This is a genomic window from Acidipropionibacterium timonense, assembly GCF_900605005.1.
Lineage (GTDB): Bacteria > Actinomycetota > Actinomycetes > Propionibacteriales > Propionibacteriaceae > Cutibacterium > Cutibacterium timonense.
Genome location: NZ_LR027558.1, coordinates 2,512,733 through 2,531,246 on the forward strand (window position 1 = coordinate 2,512,733; position 18,514 = coordinate 2,531,246).

Genomic DNA, 18,514 nt, shown 5'->3' on the forward strand with positions numbered 1-18,514 from the left:
AACAGTTGATACGTCACCTGTCTATCACGAGGTCCGGCCCCGCCGCGACCACGACCGATGGCGGCCCGTGCCTCACGGGCACCCCTGCACCTGACCGGCCACCCACCCGGCCGACTGGTAGAGGACGCCGACGAGCCCGGCACCGCCGGCAGCGCCCGCCGAGGCCGCCACCACCGTCACCGGTACCGGGACGCACTTGTCCATCCACAATCGGGTGCGCGTGACGTGGGGCTTGTCGGTGAGGACGACGACGTGACGCCATCCGTACGTCGCAACCAGTCGACGCAGGGTCGAGGCCTCCCCGCGGGTCGTGTACGGGTCGGGTACCAGGCAGATGACCTTCCAGTCGGGCGAGGGGTCACAGAAGTCCTTGCGGTACTGCGTCCCGGTTCTCGGGTCGACGCTGATGGTGACGACGAGGGTCGATGCCCCGGTCTGCTTCATGAGAGCCCGCGCCTGGGCCATGTGGTCGTCGGCCGGCCCGATGGCGTAGACGGCGTCGACGCCGGCGGGAACGTCGTCGATCCGAGGGTGCAGGACCCCGACGGCCAAGGGGATCTCGACGGCCAGCAGGACGACGAGGGCGACGGTGACCCCGATCCACCATCGTCGTGCGTTCCCCCGTCTCACGGGACCATCCTTCCCGACGCGAGCAAATGCCCCGATCGGCTCCGCGCGCGGGCGTCCACGACGCACCGTTCCACAGGGCGGCACGGTAGGGTCACAGGGTCATCAGGACACCGCCGCGGCCGGCCCCCAGCCACGGTTCGACACCACAGAAAGAGACCCATGGCCGAGGTCAGGACCCGCGAGGTCACCTCCAGCACCGACACCCAGATGGCCCAGGACCAGACGAAGGTCCTCCATCGAACGCTCAACAGGTTCGACATCGTCTTCCTCATCGTCAGTGCCGTCGTCGGGCTCGAAATGCTCGGATCGGTCTCCGCGGAGGGTCCTCAGACCTTCACCTGGCTGGTCTTCCTCATCATCGTCTTCCTCATCCCCTACTCCCTCATCTTCGCCGAGACAGGGTCGGCCTTCGTGGGCGAGGGCGGGGTGTACCTGTGGACCCGACGGGCCTTCGGACGGCCGGCGGCGGCCATCGCCTCGGCCTTCACGTGGATCACCCAGCCGGTGTGGGTCGGTGGGTCGATGTCCTTCCTCAATGCCGAGGCGGCGCGCGACCATCTCATCCCCTTCTCCCCCGGATCGGCCGCCGACTACATCTTCAAGCTCGTCTTCATCTGGCTGACGGTGCTCGCGGCGATCCTCTCGCTGTCCCGCGCCAAGTGGATCCCCACGGTCGGCGCCTTCTTCAAGATCACCTTCCTGGCCGTCTTCATCGGCACGGCCATCGCCTACGCCGTCGAGCACGGCGTCCAACCCCTGGCCGCGGGCAGTTTCTCACCGACCCTGGAAGGATTCATCACCCTCATCCCGCTGCTGCTCTTCGCCTTCCTCGGGTTCGAGTCCGGCTCGAGCGCCTCGGGCGAGATGAAGAACGCCCAGCATGACGTGTCGGTGTCCGTCTTGCGATCCTCGGCGATGGCCGGCGTCTTCTACCTCATCCCGGTCCTCACGATCATCCTCGTCCTGCCGCCCTCGTCCATCGACGGCGTCTCCGGCCTCCTCAAGGCCGTCGACACGGTCTTCAGCGTCTACGGGCCGGCGTCGCACGTCATGATGGTGCTCGCCGTGGCACTGTTCACCCTGGCCAACATCGGACAGGGAGCCGCGTGGATGATCATGTCGGACCGCATGCAGGCCATGGCCGCGGCCGACGGCTCCTTCTTCGGCGGGTTCTTCGGCAAGTTCCACCGAACCCTCGGCACCCCGGTGCACGTCAACCTGCTGTCGGGCATCGTCTCGACGGCCTTCATGCTCGCCGCCATGCAGCTCACCGGCTCCAGCGCCGATCTCTTCAACGTCGTCCTCGGGGTGGCCATCACGACCTACCTCTTCAGCTACCTGCTCATCATCCCGGCCGCCGCCAAGCTGCGGCTGTCCGAACCCGACGTCGAGCGACCCTTCCGGGTCCCGGGTCCGAACTGGGTCTTCGTCGGGATGTGCGTGCTGACGACGGCCTTCGTCGCCTTCGGGTCATGGGTGAGCATCTTCCCCGGCACCCTGGAGGCCGCTCTCGGATTGCCGCACGACCTGTCGCAGGCCCAGGGGGTGCCGTACGCCGCCTTCGAGACCCTCACCCTGGGGACGATCGGCTTCATCGTCGCGCTCGCCCTCGTCGGGTACTGGCGGGGCGCCGGACTGCGTCGCACCAAGGCCGACGACGCCCCACTCGCCGACGGCGGGACGACCACGGCATGACGATCCACGACACCGACCCCTTCGCCGACCCCGTCGATCGGCCCGGACGTCGGCTGCGCGGCCGACTCGGCGGTCGGGTGACGATCTGGACCTCCGGAACCCTCGGGGACGACGCGGCAGGACTGACGATCTCGTCGATGATGGTCGCCGCCGGCGAGCCATGGTCCATCCTCGGCCTGGTCAACCCCGACTCCGACCTGGCCGACGCCGTCGCGGCGACCGGCCGGGTCTCGGTCAACCTCCTGTGCGGACCGGACGAGAACCTCGCCGACACCTTCTCCGGTGAGCTCCCCGCCCTGGGCGGTCCGTTCAGCCGCGGGGACTGGGCCGACTCGGACTTCGGGCCACGGCTGGTCGGGCGCACCTGGGCGGGCGCCACGGTCGAGTCCGTCCGTCGGATCGGGTGGATGGACGAGGTGCTCGCCAGGATCGACGCGGTCGAGGTGGGCGACGACGTCGGACCCCTGCACCATGTGCGGGGCCACTACGAGGTTCGGTGATACTGCTCAGCCCGAACGGACGGCGTCCCGCTCCTCGGGTGTGAGGAGCGTCGCGAGGGCGGTGAGCACTGCGGGACGGTCCCGGCCGGCCTCGTCGAGCACCTGGAGCATCTCGCCGGCGAGGAAACGCGCCTTGGTGCTGGCGGGACGGTAGAGCCAGGCCCGCTGTTCCTGACGGCGTCGCACCACGTGCTTCTTGGTGAGCCGGTCGAGCACCGTCATGACCGTCGTGTAGGCGATCTTGCCGTCGCGCACGAGCACCTCGTGGACGTCACGGACGGACATGTCGTCGGGCGAGGACCACAGCACCTCCATGATGCGGTGCTCGAGATCTCCCAGGACGGCCATGGCATGAAGTGTACCCACCCTACGACGTCACGTAGTAGGGGGTCGGTCCCAGCGCACCCCATCGGGTCCAGCCACACCCTCACCCCGAGGCACGGCACGGAGCCCACCCCTGGAACCCGACCCCGCCTCATCGCCACCACAGGGCGCCAACTAGAATCTTGCGCACGGTGTCGCATGGACTCCTACGCGCAGTCGTAGTAGGTTGCCGACCATGGACCAAGAACTGATCGCCCGATGGCAATTCGGGATCACGACGGTCTACCACTTCTTCTTCGTCCCGATCACCATCGCCCTGTCGATGCTCGTCGCTGTGATGCAGACGGTGTGGTTCAAGACCGGCCGTGACAGGTACCTCAGACTCACCAAGTTCTACGGCAAGCTCTTCCTCATCAACTTCGCCCTGGGCGTCGTCACCGGCATCGTGCAGGAGTTCCAGTTCGGCATGAACTGGTCGGAGTACTCGCGATTCGTCGGCGACATCTTCGGCGCCCCCCTGGCCCTCGAGGCCCTGCTCGCGTTCTTCCTCGAGTCGACCTTCATCGGCCTGTGGATCTTCGGCTGGGACAAGCTGTCCAAGGGTGTGCACCTGGCCACGATCTATCTCGCCGCCTTCGGCACGATGATCTCCGCAGTCTTCATCCTAGCGGCCAACTCGTGGATGCAGAACCCGGTGGGTGCGACGTACAACCCGACGACGGGACGTGCCGAACTCACCGATTTCGGGGCCGTCCTCACCAACCCGGTGTTCAAGGCCACCTTCCTGCACCAGATGTCCGCCTCGTACATGACCGCGGGCGGGCTCATCGCCGCCATCGCCTTCTGGCACCTGTCGAAGGTCGCCCGGGGACGCAAGGTCACCGACATCCCGGACGCCCACGAGGTCGAGGACGTCCACGCCTGGCGCTGGGCGACGAAGTTCGGCGCCTGGGTGCTCATCGTCGCCGGCCTGGGCATCTTCCTCTCCGGCGACTACCAGGGCAAGGTCATGACCGACGCCCAGCCGATGAAGATGGCCGCCGCCGAGGGAGCCTTCGACACCACCTCGGACTTCTCCATCCTCACCATCGGCAACATGGACGGCACCCAGGAGATCAAGGCGATCAAGATCCCCGGCATGCTCGGATTCCTCGGGACCGGCACGTGGGGCGCCGACATCAAGGGCATCAACGAGCTCAAGAACGTCAACCTCACCGAGTACACGTACACCCGCCGCGACGGCTCGCAGACGACCCTGCAGTCCTCGTACCAGACGGTCCTGCGCAAGAAGGTCGCCGCCAACGGCATCAAGCTCACGCCGAACGTGCCGGTCTCCTACTGGACCTTCCGGATCATGATCACCCTCGGGATGATCGCCATCGCGGCCGGCATCGTCCTGCTCGTGTGGGTCCGCGGTGGCCGCAACCCGGGCCGCACGAAACTCCTCGACATCTGCACCTTCCTCCTGCCCTTCGCCCCGCTGCTGGCCAACTCGTTCGGGTGGATCTTCAGCGAGATGGGCCGTCAGCCGTGGATCGTCGCCGGCGTCCTGCCGACGACCGCAGCCGTCTCCCCCGGGGTCTCGGCCGGTTCGGTGCTCTTCTCGACCATCGTCTACACCGCCGTCTACGGCGCCCTGGCCGTCGTCGAGCTGAGCCTGTTCATGAAGTACATGCGTGCCGGGCTGCCCGACGTCACCCCTGCCGCACCGACCACGGACGAGGATGCCCCCTTGTCCTTCGCATACTGAGGAGTTGAGCACAGTGTTTCCCGTTCTGGTCGCGCACTCCGCGCTGACACCGGTGTGGTTCATCCTCGTCGCGGTGCTGTGGATCGGATTCTTCTTCCTCGAGGGATTCGACTTCGGCGTCGCCATGCTGCTGCCCGTCCTCGGCAAGGACGACAAGGACCGCCGTGTCATGGTCAACACCATCGGCCCGACCTGGGACGGCAACGAGGTGTGGCTGCTCACCGCCGGTGGCGCCACCTTCGCAGCCTTCCCCGGGTGGTACGCGACGATGTTCTCCGGTCTCTACCTGCCCCTGCTGCTCGTCCTGCTGGGCCTCATCGTGCGCGGCGTCGCCTTCGAGTACCGCTCGAAGAACCCGTCGAGCACCTGGCGTCATGCCTTCGACTGGATGGCGACGATCGGCTCCTTCCTACCGACCCTCGTCCTGGGCGTCGGCTTCGGCAACTTCGTCCGCGGCCTGGCGGTCGGCCCGCACCCGACCCCCGACGGCGGCGTCGCCCCGCTGGTGACGACGAGCTTCTGGGGGCTCTTCACCCCCTTCGCCCTCGTCAGCGGCCTGCTCTTCGTCGCCCTCTTCTGCGCCCACGGAGCCGGTTTCGTCTCCCTCAAGACGACCGGTGACATCCACGAGCGCTCCGGCAAGCTCGCCACCACCCTCGGGTGGGTCGCGGCGGCGCTCATGCTCGTCTGGGCCCTCATGCTCAACCTCATGTACGCCCCCGGAGGCATCCGCAGCGTCCTCACGTGGATCCTCGGCCTCCTCGCCGTCGCTCTCGTGGCCCTGAGCGCCCTCCTGCAGAAGGGTGGACGCGACGGTCTGGCCTTCATCCTCAATGGCCTGGCCATCGCGGTGCTCATCGTGACGACCTTCGTCAAGATGTGGGTCAACATCGGGTTCCGCCCCTCGGGCATCGACTTCGACATGTGGATCGCCTCGTCGACCCCCTACACCCTCAAGATCATGACGATCAGCGCCTGCATCTTCGTGCCGATCGTCCTGGCCTACCAGGCCTGGAGCTACTGGGTGTTCCACAAGCGCCTGTCCCGGGCGTCCATCCCCGACGAGTCCGCCACCGCGTGACCGCCTGAACCCTCGCGGCCCCCGGAACGCCCAGTGCGCCGGGGGCCGCGTCACACCCGCGCGGGCCGCGAGGCCCCGACGTATTCTCGCTGCGGACGTGCCCCGACGGCCGCCCACGGAAAGGACGACGATGGCAGCACCCCTCGATCCGCGTCTGGTGCGTCGGGCCCGTGCGACCCTGCCCTTCCTCATCGGCCTGTGCGTCGTCGGGGTCCTCACCGCCCTGCTCATCCTCGCCCAGGCCTGGTTGCTGGCCTCCTCCATCTCCGCGGTCTTCGCCAGCCACCGACTTGACGGGCTGGCCCGCGCGGCGGCCCTGCTCACCGCGGTCTTCGCCGGACGCGCACTGCTCGCCTGGGCCCAGGAGTCCCTGGCTCACCGGGCGGCGGCGTCGGTGAAGTCGCAGCTGCGCCGCGATGTCCTGTCGGCCCGGCTGTCGCGTCCCACCGACGCGTCGACGCCGTCGAGCACGCTCATCACCCTGGTCACCCAGGGCCTCGACGCCCTCGACGGCTACTACTCCAAGTACCTGCCCCAACTCGTCCTGGCCGCGATCGTCCCGATCGTCCTGGCCGCCGTCATCGGCCTGGAAGACCTCACCAGCGTCGTCATCATCGTCGTGACGATCCCCCTCATCCCCCTCTTCATGGCCCTCATCGGATGGCGCACCGAGGCGGCCGTCGCCAAGCGCTGGAAGGTGCAGACCCGGCTGGCGAACCACTTCGCCGACCTCATGACCGGGCTGCCCACCCTCCAGGTCTTCGGTCGGGCCCGCGCCCAGCTCGAGGGTCTGCGTCGTACCGAGGGGGCCTCCCGGGCCGGGACGATGGCGACCCTGCGCATCTCGTTCCTCTCGAGCTTCGTCCTCGAGCTCCTGGCGACCCTGTCGGTGGCCCTCGTCGCGGTGACCGTCGGCTTCCGGGTCGCCGCCGGCGGGATGGATCTTCACACGTCGCTGTTCATCCTCATCCTCGCCCCCGAGGTGTACCTGCCGGTCCGCCAGGTGGGGGCTCTCTACCACGACGCCGCCGACGGCATGGCCGCCGCCGAGCAGGCCTTCGCGATCATCGGGTCCGAGGAGATGCCCCGGAGCGAAGCCGAGGAGGTGCCCTCCCCGAGGCACGCCGCCGTCGTCCTGTCCGGGCTGACCTTCACCTATCCCGGCACCGACTCCCCGGCCCTGCGCGGCCTCGACCTGCGCATCGATCCGGGACGTCTCGTCGCCCTGGCCGGGCACTCCGGCGGCGGCAAGACGACGGCCATCGACTGTCTGCTGGGGTTCCTCGAGCCCGATTCGGGGTCCGTGCGGGTCGGCGACGTCGAGCTGGTCGGGGCCTCTCCCGCGACGTGGCGCACCTGGCGCGAGCGGCTCGCGTACGTCCCGCAGGTGCCCGGGCTGCTGCGCGGCACCGTCGCCGACAACGTCCGGCTCGGGTGGTCCGAGGCCGACGACCGGCAGGTCCGCGACCTGCTCGACCGGTGCGGGGCCGCCGGCCTGGCTCTGGAGGACCGGGTGGACGACGACGCCGAGGGACTGTCGGCCGGGGAGCGACGCCGAGTCGCCCTGGCCCGGGCCCTGGCGCGGGTCGAACTCGGCGGGGCCGGGCTCCTCGTCCTCGACGAACCCACGGCGGGGCTGGACGCCGACACCGAACAGAAGGTCCTGGACACCGTCCGCGCGACCGGGGCTTCGGTGCTCGTGGTGAGCCACCGGCCGCAGGTGCTCGCCGCGGCGGACGCCGTCGTCACCTTGACGGGGGTGAGCGCATGACGACCTCGTCCCGCCCGGTCGGGTCGGCGACCCGCCTCGTCGGCCAGCTCCTGCGCGACGTGCCGCGTGGCCGCTGGCTGCTGACCCTGTCGGTCCTGCTGGCGGCGTGTGCCTCAGGGGCCTCGGTGGCCCTCATGGGGGTTTCGGCGTGGCTGCTCTCGCGGGCCGCTGAGATGCCGCCTGTGCTCTACCTGGAGGCCGCCGCCGTCGGGGTGCGGTTCTTCGGCATCTCCCGAGGTGTGTTCCGCTATGCCGAGCGGCTCGTCGGTCACGACCTGGCCCTGCGGATGCAGGGGGCGCTGCGGATGCGCAGCTACGACCGTCTCTCGCGCACCACGCTGTTGGGGCGACGTCGCGGCGACCTCCTCGTCCGCGTCACCGCGGACGTCGAGGCGGTGCTCGACGTCGTCGTCCGGGTGCTCGTCCCGGCCTGCGCCGCCTCCCTCGTCATCGTGGGGACGACGGTGTTGCTGGGTCGGTTCTCGCCCGCCTCGGCGGCGGTGTTGCTGGGGTCGGCGGTGCTGGCCGGGGTCGTCATCCCCTGGCTCACCAGGCTCGCCTCACGCCGCGCCGACGAGCTCGTCGTCCCGCTGCGTGGTGACCTGGCCGACCGTACCCGGGAGCTGGCCCACGCGGCCCCCGACCTCGTCGCCCTGGGCGCCGACCGGGCTGCCCTGGGACGGGTGCTCGAGGTCGACTCGCGCCTGCGCGAGGCCGAGCGCCGCGCCGCCTGGATGCGCGGTCTGGGAACCGCCGGGCAGATCCTCGCCGCCGGGGTGGCCGTCGTCGGGGCGCTGCTCATCGGCGGTCAGGCGGTCGCCGATGGCCGCCTGGGCGGACGGATCCTCGCGGTGCTGGTCCTCACCCCGCTGGCCCTCCACGAGGTCTTCGGGAGCTTCACCTCTGCGGCGCAGGTCTTCACCCGGGCCAGGGCGGCCCTCGACCGGGTGGTGGAGGTCCTCGACGAACCCCTCGTCGGCGTCGGGGACTCGCCGACCGCCGCGGCGAGCGACGACTCCCCCGCTCTGGACCTCGTGGACCTGTCGGTCGGCTGGCCCGGACACGAGCCCGTGCTCGCCGGGGTCGACCTGCACGTCCGGGCCGGCGAGTCGGTGGCGATCGTCGGGCGCTCGGGGATCGGCAAGACGACCATCGCGGCGACGATCATGGGTCTGGTGCCGCCGATGGCAGGTCAGGTGCACACCCGGGGTCGGGTGCGCTACCTGGCCCAGAACGCGCATGTCTTCGCCACGACGATCTCCGAGAACGTGCGGATCGGGGCGCGGGACGCCACCGACGCCGAGGTGCTCGCGGCCCTGCTGAGGGCGGGGCTGGACGTGCCGCCCGACCGGGTCGTCGGGGAGGACGGGGCCACCCTCTCGGGCGGTGAGGCACAGCGCCTGGCCCTGGCCCGGGTGCTCGTGCAGCACGAGGCCGGCCGGGTCGGGAGCGCCGACCTCCTCATCCTCGACGAACCCACCGAGCACCTCGACGTCGAGACCTCCGAGGCCCTCATGGACGACCTGTGGGCCACGACGACTGGGGCGGCGAAGGTCGTCATCACCCATGATCCGCTCGTCATGGCCCGGTGCGACCGGGTCTGGCAGGTCGGGTAGCCGGAGGCGGCGTCAGGAATTTCCCCCCAGCGCGAGAATGTTCCCCTGGAGGGGAACATCTCCTCCCTCACGGCACTTTCCTGACATGGGGAGCCGGAGACCCCCGACCCTCGGCGCCTCGGGGCACAGCCGCAAGCGCCTCGGGGCGCCGACCCACCGCCCCGAGGCCTCGACCCCGACAACGCCAGGTGCCCGCCCGGGGATCCCGGGCGGGCACCATGAACGGACGAGGGCCTCAGCGGTCGTCGACGATGATGACGTGCAGCTGACGCGGCCCGTGCACGCCGTTCACCCTCGACAACTCGATGTCGCTGGTGGCCGACCCGCCCGAGATCCACGTGAGCGGGTGGCGGTCACGGACCGCCGGCTTGACGAGCTGGACCGCCTGCGGCACGTCCGACACCACCGAGCTGGCGGTCACCACGCACACATGACGGTCGGGCACCAGGGAGATGGCCCGGCGACCCTGGTCGTCCAGGTGGGTCAGGACGATGGTGCCGGTGTCGGCCACCCCGCAGGCCGAGGCGGTGACGACGGCGTCGGTCTGGTTGAGGGTCTCCTTGGTGAGGGCCGGGTCGTCGACCCGCACCTCGAGGCCGGCATCGGCGATGGCCCTGCGCCACGACTCGTCGAGCCCCTTGGGCACGACGACCGACGACTCGGCCCCCGTCGCCTTGAGGCCCTCGACGATCGCCTGGGGCACGCCAGCGGCCGACACCCGCACCACGGTGCAGTTGTAGTCGCGCACCTTCTCGACGAAGGTACCCACGACGTCGTCCATGTCGATACCGCCGCCGTAGGTCCAGGTGATCGGCACGTCGACCGCGGGGTCGCTCTCGGTGATGTCAGCGCTGGCGCGGCGGATCCGGCCGAGGATCTCCTCGCGCGCTGCGGTGTCGTCGAACATCAGTGGTCCTCCCGATTCTTCTTCCACCAGGTCCGGAAGCTCTGGGCCGGAATCCCCTCGACGTCGCGGTACTTGAGCCAGCGCTCGGCGACCGGCACCGGGATCGGCCCCAGCGACTTGCCGCGCATGACCTTGCCGGCGAGCTGCGAGCCCTTCTGCACCGTCTCGAAGTGCTTGGCATCGCCCATGACCCAGGCGGCGGTCTTCATGAGCGCCATCTCTGCGGCCACCTCGTGGTCCTGCGGCACCTTGTCGGCCTTCTCGGCGACGACGACCCGGTTGCGCAGGTGGACGAGGATGTCGGTGAAGGGGATCTTCACCGGGCAGACGTCGTTGCACGCCCCGCACAGCGAGCAGGCATACGGCAGGCCGCGGTCGACCGGGTCGTCCACGCCACGCAGCTGCGGGTTGAGCGCGGCACCGATGGGCCCGGGGTACACCGAGCCGTAGGCGTGACCGCCGGTGCGCTCGTAGACCGGGCAGATGTTGAGGCACGAGGCACACCGGATGCAGCGCAGCACCTCGCGTCCGAGCTCGTCGGCCAGGACGTCGGTGCGGCCGTTGTCCATGAAGATGACGTGCTGCTCCTGTGGTCCGTCCCCCTCGGTGACGCCGCTCCACACCGAGTTGTAGGGGTTCATCCGCTCACCGGTGGCCGAGCGCGGCAGCAACTTGAGGAAGACCTCGAGGTCGTCGAAGGTCGGCAGCACCTTCTCGATGCCGACGATCGACACCAGCGTGTCGGGCAGGGTGAGGCACATGCGGCCGTTGCCCTCGGACTCGACGATGACGAGCGAGCCCGTCTCGGCGACGACGAAGTTGCCACCCGAGACGCCCATCTCGGCACGCAGGAACTTCTCGCGCAGGTGCAGCCGGGCGGCATTGGTGAGCTCGGGCGGGTTGTCCGAGATGTCCTCGGGGGCCGGACGCCCGTAGTTCTTCATCTCGCGCAGGAAGATCTCGCGCACCTGGGAGCGGTTGCGGTGGATGGCCGGCACGACGATGTGGGAGGGCCGGTCGTGTCCGAGCTGGACGATGAGCTCGGCCAGGTCGGTCTCCCAGGCGGCGATCCCCTGCTCCTCGAGGTACTCGTTGAGGTCGGTCTCCTGGGTGGTGATCGACTTGATCTTGACGACCTCGTCGACCCCCTTGTCCTTGGCCACCTGGGCGACGATCCGGTTGGCCTCCTCGGCGTTGCGAGCCCAGTGGACGTGGACCCCGTTGGCCTCGAGGTTCTTCTCGGCCTCGAGCAGGTAGTGGTCGAGGTGGCGTCCGACGCGGTCCTTGATGGACTTGGCCGCGACCCGCAGGTCCTCCCAGTCGGGTGACTCGGAGACGCGCAGGGCGCGCTTGTTGCGGATCGTCGTCGTGGCGTTGCGCATGTTCTTGCGCTGCACGCCGATCTCCAGCTCGGTCCTGGCGGCCTTGGAGAACTTCGGCATGCCCAGGAAGGTCCCGGGATGGTCGGGGGCCGGGGTGAGCCGGGCGACGCCGTGGTTGCCCTCGGTGACCAGACGCAGTTCGGTACCCATGGTCAGTCCTCCTCCGTGCTCGCCAGGATCTCGGCCAGGTGGATGGCCTTGACCCCGGAGTTCTGGCGGGACAGCACCCCGCCGATGTTCAACAGACACGAGTTGTCGCCTGCGACGACGTACTCGGCCCCGGTCTCGCGGACGTGACGGGCCTTGTCGGCGGCCATCGCGGCGCTCGTGTCGGAGTTCTTCACGCTGAAGGTGCCGCCGAAACCGCAGCACTGGTCGTCATTGGGCAGGTCGACGAGGGTCATCCCGCGCACATTGCGCAGGAGCTCGTAGGGCTTGTCACCCAGGCGCAGGAAGCGTCGTCCGTGGCACGACGGGTGGTACGTGACGGTGTGCGGGAAGTAGGCGCCGACGTCGGTCACCCCCAGGACGTCGACGAGGAACTCGGGGACGTCGAAGGTGCGCTTGCTCGTGTGCTCGACCTCGCGGGCCAGTCCGGTGTCGCCGGAGTGCTTGGCGAGCATGGGGTGCTGGTCGCGGACGGCGGCCGTGCAGGAGCCCGAGGGGGACACGATGTAGTCGTAGTCACCGAAGGCCTTGACGTACTGTCGCACGGTCGGCACCGACTCGTCGAAGTAGCCGGTGTTCGTCGTGATCTGGGCGCAGCAGGTCTGCTCGCGCGGGAACTCGACGGTGCAGCCGAGCCTCTCGAGCAGGGAGACGACGGCCTTGCCGGTCTGGGGGAACATGACGTCGTTGATGCACGTGATGAACAGTGCGACGGTGAGCCCCTCGCCCGGTCGGCCGACGGGGCGGCTGGCCTGTGGAGTGGTCGTGGTGGTCATGGATGGCACCTCCTGGTGCATGGGTTGGGGCCGATGGTAATCGGGTGGGCGGTGCGGGATCGACCGGGGCGATCGGTTCGCCGCAGGTCAGGGCACCATCCAGCCGAGGACGGGGGTGGACATGAGGCCGACGACGATGCACATGAGGACGAGGAGGATGAGCGAGTAGCCGAAGACCTTGCGCAGGATGACCGACTCGCCCCCGGCCAGGCCGATGGCCGTGGCCGCGACGGTGAGGGACTGCGGCGAGATCATCTTGCCGACGACGCCGCCGGCCGCCCCGGCGCCCACGAGCAGGTGCTTGACCCCCTCGACACCCAGATGGGACCCGGCGCCGATCTGGTCACCGACGCTGGCCTGCAACTGCGAGAAGAGGATGTTGGCAGAGGTGTCCGACCCGGTGACGTAGGTGCCGATCCAGCCGAGCACGGGTGCCAGGAACGGGTAGACGGCGCCGGCACCGGCGATGAAGAGGCCGAGGGCGAGGGTCTGGCCCGAGTCACCCATGACGTAGGCCAGGGCGACGACCATGCCGATCGTCAGGGCGGAGAACTTCATCTTCTTGGCGTTGACCCACAGCTCCTTGAGGATGTCGCCGAAGGGCACCTTGTAGATGAGGCCCACCGCGATGGCGACGATGGCCAGGAGGAATCCGGGCTGGGACAGCCAGGGCCAGGTGTAGAACTGGTGGCTCGCCGGCTTGCCGGAGGCGCTGAGCAGGCTGGCCAGACCGGGCCAGGCCATCTTGACGTCGGCCTTGGCCAGGGTCGCCTTGACCGCCGGGACGGCCGCGATCGAGAAGACGGCGATGACGAGGATGTACGGCACGAGGGCCATGACGATGCGTCCGCCGGTGAGACCGGAGGTGTTGGGTGCCTCGGCGACGACGGGCTCGGTCTCGATGGACTCGTCCATGGGGATGCCGATGCGCTGGGCCGCCTCGCGTCCACCCTTGGGCTTCCACACCTTGAGGAAGGCCATGGCCAGGACGACGCTGACGACGGCGGCGAAGATCTCGGTGAGGTTGTAGACGGCGGTTCCGCCGACGATGACCTTGGTGACGCCGAAGACGACGCCGACGAAGAGACCGAACGGCCAGCACTCCTTGACGCCCTTGCGACCGTCCATGATCGCCAGCATGAGGAAGGGCACGACGAGGCAGAGCACACCACACACCCGTGCGGTGATCGGGGCGACGTCGAGGACGCCCAGGCCGGAGGTCTTGGCGGCCATGAGCACCGGCAGACCGACGGCACCGAAGGCCACCGGGACGGTGTTGGCGACGAGGGCGGTGACGGCTCCGCGAAGCTTGCCGAAGCCGATGGCGATGAGCATGGCCGCGGCGATGGCGACCGGGGCGCCGAACCCGGCCAGGGCCTCGAGCAGTCCGCCGAAGCAGAAGGCGATGAGGATGCCCAGGACGCGCGGGTCGTCGCTGATGAGGAAGAAGGTGCGCCGCAGGTCGTCGAAGCGACCCGAGATGACGGTCACCTGGTACATCCAGATCGCCGACAGGAGGATCCAGACGATGGGGAACAGACCGTAGAGGAAGCCCTGGACGCTCGTCGACAGAGCCATGAGGACGGGCATCTTGAACGCCGTGATGGCGACCACGAGGGCCACCGCCCAGGAGAAGATGCCCGCCCAGTGGGCCTTCCACCGCAGGGCGCCGAGGGTGATGAGCATGGCGAGGATGGGTAGCAGTGCGACCAGGGCGGACAGCCACTGGTGGCCCAGGGGGTTGGTGTCAGGCCGGAAGGCCTCGAGCAGAACCATTGGGACTCCGTCGTTCCATCAGTTGTCAATGTGGGGGAGGTCACGCCGCCACCGACAGCCGTCGCACATGGACGCCTGCAGTTTTGGTCCGACCAATGGGATCACAGTAAGTCAGGTGCCGGACGGCGTCAAGAACTTGGTCCGACCCAATATTCTTCGGCGTGTCGCGCGAGTCGTGGTGGCCGAGGCGCCGACGCCGTCCGTGAGGCCGCCCCGTGCGCGTTCCCGGGCCCGGTGTGCGCTCGAGGGTGGCTCGGGGCGACAATGGCTCAAACCCCGTCGACCAAGGACCCACGATGAGCGACGAAGCCCGCGAGACCCCCGACCCCGCCCGTCTCGGCGGATTCGGCGTCGCCCTGAGCCACATCGACGCCGAGATCCTCTCCGGCAGGTTGACGAACGGGCAGCGCCTGCCACCCGAGCGCGAGCTGGCCACCCAGCTCGGGGTGAGTCGAGGGGCGGTGCGCGAGGCGATCCGTGTGCTCCAGGCCCAGGGGATCCTCGTCTCGGAGACCGGGCGCGGCAATGGCACCCGTGTCGAGTCGACGCCGTCCAACGCCATCGGCCACATCCTGCGGCTCCAGCTCGCCCTCGACATGGTGTCCTTCGCCGATCTCACCGAGACCCGCGTCGCCCTGGAGAAGGCAGCCGTCGCGTCGGCGGCGAGGATCCAGCACGAGGAGGCACTGCAGCGGGCCGAGGCCACCCTCGGACGGATGCACGACGTCGCCGCACCCGACCCCTTCAACGAACTCGACACCGCCTTCCACGTCGCCCTGGCCGAGGCCGGCGACAACCACCTCATGAGCGACCTCACCGTGGCGATCCGCCGGGCCGTCCACACGCCGATCCGCAAGGCCGAGCACGCCCTGGCCGACTGGGCCGGGTTCCGCGACGTCCTCGTCGCCGATCACGTGGCCATGCTCGCGGCGGTCCGAGCCGGGGACGAGGACCTCGCCGCGGCCCGGACCGAGGCGCACATCCGCTCGGCCTACGCGACGCTGCTCGGGCAGGGTTGACGCCGGGTTCGCGTCACGTCCCGGAGCATCGTTCCGCGGCTCGCACGCGAGGCGCGGTCGGTCGGACGGTCTTCGGAGTGGGGGTCTGCGGCCTCGGGGCCAAGCGGCTCAGGGTCTCCGGCCAGGGCCGCCGGCTCGGGGCTCCGGTCTCCGAGAGTCACTGCGCCCCGGAAGGCGCCATCGCCCCGGCGTCCGGAACCCACTTTGCGCCATGACCTGCACCTCGCGCCCGAAACCACCACCCGGCCGGCAAACACCACCCGGCCGACGCCGAACCCACCTTGCTCCATGACCTGCACCTTGCGCCCGAAGCCACCACCCCACCCTCCCTCGAACCCACCAAGCGCCAGAACACCCACCCTGCTCCTGAAATACAGGGAGCAACGTGCATCTTCTGGCGCTCAGTGACGAGGCAGCCGGGCGGGCCGGTCACTTCCGGAGCAAGGTCGGCCCAGCAGCGAAACGATGCCGGCTCAGCAGCGAAACGGTGTCGGCCCAGCAGCGGAGCAGAGTGCCGGCCCAGCAGCGGAGCAGAGTGCCGGCCCAGCAGCGGAGCAGAGTGCCGGCCCAGCAGGGAAACGGGGTGCCGGCCCAGCAGGGAAACGGTGTCAACCCGGCAGCGGAGCAGCCTGCCCGCCGACGCCCAGCCCGTCCGGCCGCGTCGACGACGCCCCCGCCCTCCTGGCCTCAGCCCTCCTGCTTGTCCAGCCCCGCCTTGTCCAGCCCCGCCTTGTCCAGCTCCGCCTTGTCGAGCTCCGCCTGGAGACGCTCGAGCTTGGCCGTCATCTCCCCGGTCCGACCGGGCCGGATGTCGGCCTTGAGCACCAGGGACACCCGGGTCCCGTACTCCCCGACCGCCTCGGTGGCGCGCTTGACGACGTCCATGACCTCGTCCCAGGAACCCTCGATCTCGGTGAACATCGAGTTGGTGCGGTTGGGCAGGCCGGACTCACGGACGATCCGGACGGCGGCGGCGACGGCGTCGGCCACGCCACCGTCCTCCCGGGAGGCGCGACCACCACTGGGGACAAGACTGAAGGCAACGATCATGGCCCCAGTCTGCCCCGCTCGGGCCCACAGCGGAGCCCCGGGCCCTCCTGCCCACTCCTCCACGGATCGGCCCGCCGACGCCGCCATCCGGCGGTCCGTTCGCCGTATGAAAATTCGCAACCCTCTCTGCACGAAATTGCGCGCGGTCCACCCGCTGATGAACGCCTTGCCAGATGGGTCTACTATCGGCTGTAGTTGACGTCCCGACCCGGCCCCACCCAGTCCGGTCGGGCAGCGTCGCGCATCCAGGACAGTGACTCGACCAGCAGGGAGAAGTCAGGCATGAGCACGGACACCCCGATCGCCCCCGAAGAAGAGGGCTACTTCATCAAGGAGCGCCAGGACATCGCCGAGCGGCCCGACCTGTCCAACACGACCGGCCGCGTCTCCCCGGTGCGCAGCCGCCGCCCCCTCTACCTCGACATGATGCCGCCGTGCAACGCGGGCTGCCCCGCCGGCGAGAACATCCAGGAGTGGCTGCGGCTCATCAAGGCTCACGAGGAGGAGAAGGCCTGGCGCCAGCTCACCTCCGACAACCCCTTCCCGGCCACCGAGGGTCGCGTCTGCTACCACCCCTGTGAGGTGGCCTGCAACCGGGCCGACCTCGACGGAGCCGTCTCCATCCACTCGGTCGAGCGCTACCTGGGCGACCTGGCCATCGAGAAGGGTTGGTCGTTCGACAAGCCCACCGAGAAGTCCGGCCACCGCGTCCTCGTCATCGGCGCCGGCCCCGCCGGACTGTCCGCGGCCTACCACCTGGCGATGCTCGGCCACGAGGTCGAGATCCACGACGCCGGCGACCACGTCGGCGGCATGATGCGCTACGGCATCCCCGAGTACCGCCTCCCCCGCGAGGTCCTCGACGCCGAGGTGCAGCGCCTCGTCGATCTGGGCATCAAGATCGTCCTCAACCACCCGGTCCTCGACCTCGACGAGGAGCGAGCCAAGGGCCGTTTCGACGCCGTCTTCGTCGCCATCGGTGCCCACCTGTCCAAGCGCGTCGACATCCCCACCATGGACGCCGGCCGGATGGTCGACGCGGTGAGCTTCCTCCACGACGTGTCCTCCGGCGGCAAGCCGATCATCGGCCGCAAGGTCGCCGTCTACGGTGGCGGCAACACCGCCATGGACGCCGCCCGCGTCGCCAAGCGGCTGGGGGCCGAGGAGTCCATCGTCGTCTACCGACGCACCGCCGAGCAGATGCCGGCCAACGCCGAGGAGCGCGAGGAGGCCGAGCGCGAGGGCGTCCAGATGAACTGGCTGCGCACCATCACCGAGGTCGGCAACGACCTCACCGTCGAGATCATGGAGCTCGACGAGAACGGCCGACCGCACGGCACCGGCCGGTTCGAGAAGCTCGAGGCCGACACCGTCATCCTCGCCATCGGCCAGGAGGCCGACACCGGCTTCCTCCACAAGATCCCGGGCATGCGCTTCCGCAACGACGTCGTCGACGTCAACCCCTCGACCCTCATGACCGACGTGCCCGGGGTCTTCGCCGGCGGCGACACCGTCCCCTCCGAGCGCACGGTGACCATCGGCGTCGGACACGGTAAGCGGGCCGCCCGCCAGATCGACCTCTACCTGCGTCGTCAGACCGGGTACCCCGCCGCCCGGCACACCACGGTCGGCTTCTCCGACCTCAACCTGTGGTACTTCGGCGACCACGAGCGCCGCCACCAGCCCGAGCTCGACCCCACCCAGCGCATCGGGTTCGACGAGGTCGTCGGCGGCCTGTCCGAGCGCCAGGCCCACTTCGAGGCCGGACGGTGCCTCAGCTGCGGCAACTGCTTCGAGTGCGACGGCTGCTACGGGGCCTGCCCCGAGGACGCCATCATCAAGCTCGGCAAGGGCCATCGCTACGAGTTCGACTACGACAAGTGCACCGGCTGCGCCGCGTGCGCCGAGCAGTGCCCGGTGCACGCCATCCAGATGGTCCCGGAGGAGACCCTCGCCGAGTCGATCCCCGGGTCGGGCAACCCCACGCCGGGATGGGCCGTGAGGCCTGAACCGAGCCCCATCCGCTCCGCACGGGCCAAGTTCAAGCCCGCCGTCCAGAACTGAACGAA

The 18,514-nt window shown here is 69.4% G+C and carries 15 protein-coding genes; 8 read left to right on the plus strand and 7 right to left on the minus strand.

The features are described 5' to 3' along the window. Positions 1-72: 72 nt before the first annotated feature. A complete protein-coding gene (locus E0E30_RS11850; protein WP_245306601.1) occupies positions 73-630 on the minus strand; it encodes a hypothetical protein in 558 nt (185 codons plus the stop codon). A gap of 159 nt (positions 631-789) precedes the next feature. Between E0E30_RS11850 and E0E30_RS11855 the strand changes: the two genes are divergently transcribed. Further along, positions 790-2,325, plus strand: a complete 1,536-nt coding sequence (locus tag E0E30_RS11855) for an APC family permease (RefSeq protein WP_130866444.1) — start codon at positions 790-792, stop codon at positions 2,323-2,325. Further along, positions 2,322-2,825 carry a flavin reductase family protein gene (locus tag E0E30_RS11860; protein WP_130866445.1) on the plus strand — a complete coding sequence of 168 codons (504 nt, stop codon included), beginning with the start codon at positions 2,322-2,324 and terminating at the stop codon, positions 2,823-2,825. The genes E0E30_RS11855 and E0E30_RS11860 overlap by 4 nt, the downstream gene beginning before the upstream one ends. A 6-nt stretch (positions 2,826-2,831) precedes the next feature. Here E0E30_RS11860 and E0E30_RS11865 read toward each other — a convergent pair whose 3' ends face one another. After that, the gene (locus E0E30_RS11865; protein WP_130866446.1) at positions 2,832-3,173 is read right to left on the minus strand and encodes a BlaI/MecI/CopY family transcriptional regulator; all 342 of its coding nucleotides are present in this window, start codon (positions 3,171-3,173) and stop codon (positions 2,832-2,834) included. 211 nt (positions 3,174-3,384) lie between these two features. On the opposite strand from E0E30_RS11865, the gene E0E30_RS11870 reads away from it, so the two are divergent. The 4 genes from E0E30_RS11870 (at position 3,385) to cydC (ending at position 9,367) form a co-directional block, all read left to right on the plus strand. Continuing rightward, on the plus strand, positions 3,385-4,899 hold the full coding sequence (locus E0E30_RS11870) for a cytochrome ubiquinol oxidase subunit I (RefSeq protein ID WP_130866447.1): 1,515 nt from the start codon (positions 3,385-3,387) through the stop codon (positions 4,897-4,899). A 13-nt stretch (positions 4,900-4,912) separates the two neighbouring features. Further along, a complete protein-coding gene (gene cydB / locus E0E30_RS11875) occupies positions 4,913-5,980 on the plus strand; it encodes a cytochrome d ubiquinol oxidase subunit II (RefSeq protein ID WP_130866890.1) in 1,068 nt (355 codons plus the stop codon). A 130-nt stretch (positions 5,981-6,110) separates the two neighbouring features. Further along, a complete protein-coding gene (gene cydD, locus E0E30_RS11880) occupies positions 6,111-7,751 on the plus strand; it encodes a thiol reductant ABC exporter subunit CydD (RefSeq protein ID WP_130866448.1) in 1,641 nt (546 codons plus the stop codon). Next, positions 7,748-9,367, plus strand: a complete 1,620-nt coding sequence (gene cydC / locus E0E30_RS11885) for a thiol reductant ABC exporter subunit CydC (RefSeq protein WP_130866449.1) — start codon at positions 7,748-7,750, stop codon at positions 9,365-9,367. Before cydD ends, cydC begins: the two co-directional genes overlap by 4 nt. A gap of 235 nt (positions 9,368-9,602) precedes the next feature. On the opposite strand, the gene E0E30_RS11890 is transcribed toward cydC, so the two are convergent. The 4 genes from E0E30_RS11890 to E0E30_RS11905 all read right to left on the minus strand — a co-directional run bounded on the left by E0E30_RS11890 (position 9,603) and on the right by E0E30_RS11905 (position 14,376). Further along, positions 9,603-10,274, minus strand: a complete 672-nt coding sequence (locus E0E30_RS11890) for a LutC/YkgG family protein (protein ID WP_130866450.1) — start codon at positions 10,272-10,274, stop codon at positions 9,603-9,605. Next, the gene (locus E0E30_RS11895; protein WP_130866451.1) at positions 10,274-11,806 is read right to left on the minus strand and encodes a LutB/LldF family L-lactate oxidation iron-sulfur protein; all 1,533 of its coding nucleotides are present in this window, start codon (positions 11,804-11,806) and stop codon (positions 10,274-10,276) included. The genes E0E30_RS11890 and E0E30_RS11895 overlap by 1 nt, the downstream gene beginning before the upstream one ends. A gap of 2 nt (positions 11,807-11,808) precedes the next feature. Beyond that, entirely contained in the window at positions 11,809-12,600 is a 792-nt protein-coding gene (locus E0E30_RS11900; protein ID WP_130866452.1) for a (Fe-S)-binding protein, read from the minus strand. An 87-nt stretch (positions 12,601-12,687) separates the two neighbouring features. After that, on the minus strand, positions 12,688-14,376 hold the full coding sequence (locus E0E30_RS11905) for an L-lactate permease (RefSeq protein WP_130866453.1): 1,689 nt from the start codon (positions 14,374-14,376) through the stop codon (positions 12,688-12,690). A 356-nt stretch (positions 14,377-14,732) separates the two neighbouring features. On the opposite strand from E0E30_RS11905, the gene E0E30_RS11910 reads away from it, so the two are divergent. Beyond that, positions 14,733-15,395, plus strand: a complete 663-nt coding sequence (locus tag E0E30_RS11910) for a FadR/GntR family transcriptional regulator (RefSeq protein ID WP_210115892.1) — start codon at positions 14,733-14,735, stop codon at positions 15,393-15,395. Positions 15,396-16,082: 687 nt separating this feature from the next. Here the strand turns inward: E0E30_RS11910 and E0E30_RS11915 are convergent. Further along, entirely contained in the window at positions 16,083-16,445 is a 363-nt protein-coding gene (locus tag E0E30_RS11915) for a thiamine-binding protein (RefSeq protein ID WP_130866455.1), read from the minus strand. 282 nt (positions 16,446-16,727) lie between these two features. Between E0E30_RS11915 and E0E30_RS11920 the strand changes: the two genes are divergently transcribed. Continuing rightward, positions 16,728-18,509, plus strand: a complete 1,782-nt coding sequence (locus E0E30_RS11920; RefSeq protein WP_130866456.1) for an NAD(P)-binding protein — start codon at positions 16,728-16,730, stop codon at positions 18,507-18,509. The last annotated feature ends 5 nt before the right edge of the window (positions 18,510-18,514 follow it).

What these genes read in the sequence shown, in the direction of transcription:
- E0E30_RS11855 (WP_130866444.1), top strand. Translation starts at nt 790, where the DNA reads ATGGCCGAGGTCAGGACCCGCGAGGTCACCTCCAGCACCGACACCCAG.
- E0E30_RS11860 (WP_130866445.1), top strand. Translation starts at nt 2,322, where the DNA reads ATGACGATCCACGACACCGACCCCTTCGCCGACCCCGTCGATCGGCCC.
- E0E30_RS11865 (WP_130866446.1), bottom strand. Translation starts at nt 3,173, where the DNA reads ATGGCCGTCCTGGGAGATCTCGAGCACCGCATCATGGAGGTGCTGTGG.
- E0E30_RS11870 (WP_130866447.1), top strand. Translation starts at nt 3,385, where the DNA reads ATGGACCAAGAACTGATCGCCCGATGGCAATTCGGGATCACGACGGTC.
- cydD (WP_130866448.1), top strand. Translation starts at nt 6,111, where the DNA reads ATGGCAGCACCCCTCGATCCGCGTCTGGTGCGTCGGGCCCGTGCGACC.
- cydC (WP_130866449.1), top strand. Translation starts at nt 7,748, where the DNA reads ATGACGACCTCGTCCCGCCCGGTCGGGTCGGCGACCCGCCTCGTCGGC.
- E0E30_RS11890 (WP_130866450.1), bottom strand. Translation starts at nt 10,274, where the DNA reads ATGTTCGACGACACCGCAGCGCGCGAGGAGATCCTCGGCCGGATCCGC.
- E0E30_RS11895 (WP_130866451.1), bottom strand. Translation starts at nt 11,806, where the DNA reads ATGGGTACCGAACTGCGTCTGGTCACCGAGGGCAACCACGGCGTCGCC.
- E0E30_RS11900 (WP_130866452.1), bottom strand. Translation starts at nt 12,600, where the DNA reads ATGACCACCACGACCACTCCACAGGCCAGCCGCCCCGTCGGCCGACCG.
- E0E30_RS11905 (WP_130866453.1), bottom strand. Translation starts at nt 14,376, where the DNA reads ATGGTTCTGCTCGAGGCCTTCCGGCCTGACACCAACCCCCTGGGCCAC.
- E0E30_RS11915 (WP_130866455.1), bottom strand. Translation starts at nt 16,445, where the DNA reads ATGATCGTTGCCTTCAGTCTTGTCCCCAGTGGTGGTCGCGCCTCCCGG.
- E0E30_RS11920 (WP_130866456.1), top strand. Translation starts at nt 16,728, where the DNA reads ATGAGCACGGACACCCCGATCGCCCCCGAAGAAGAGGGCTACTTCATC.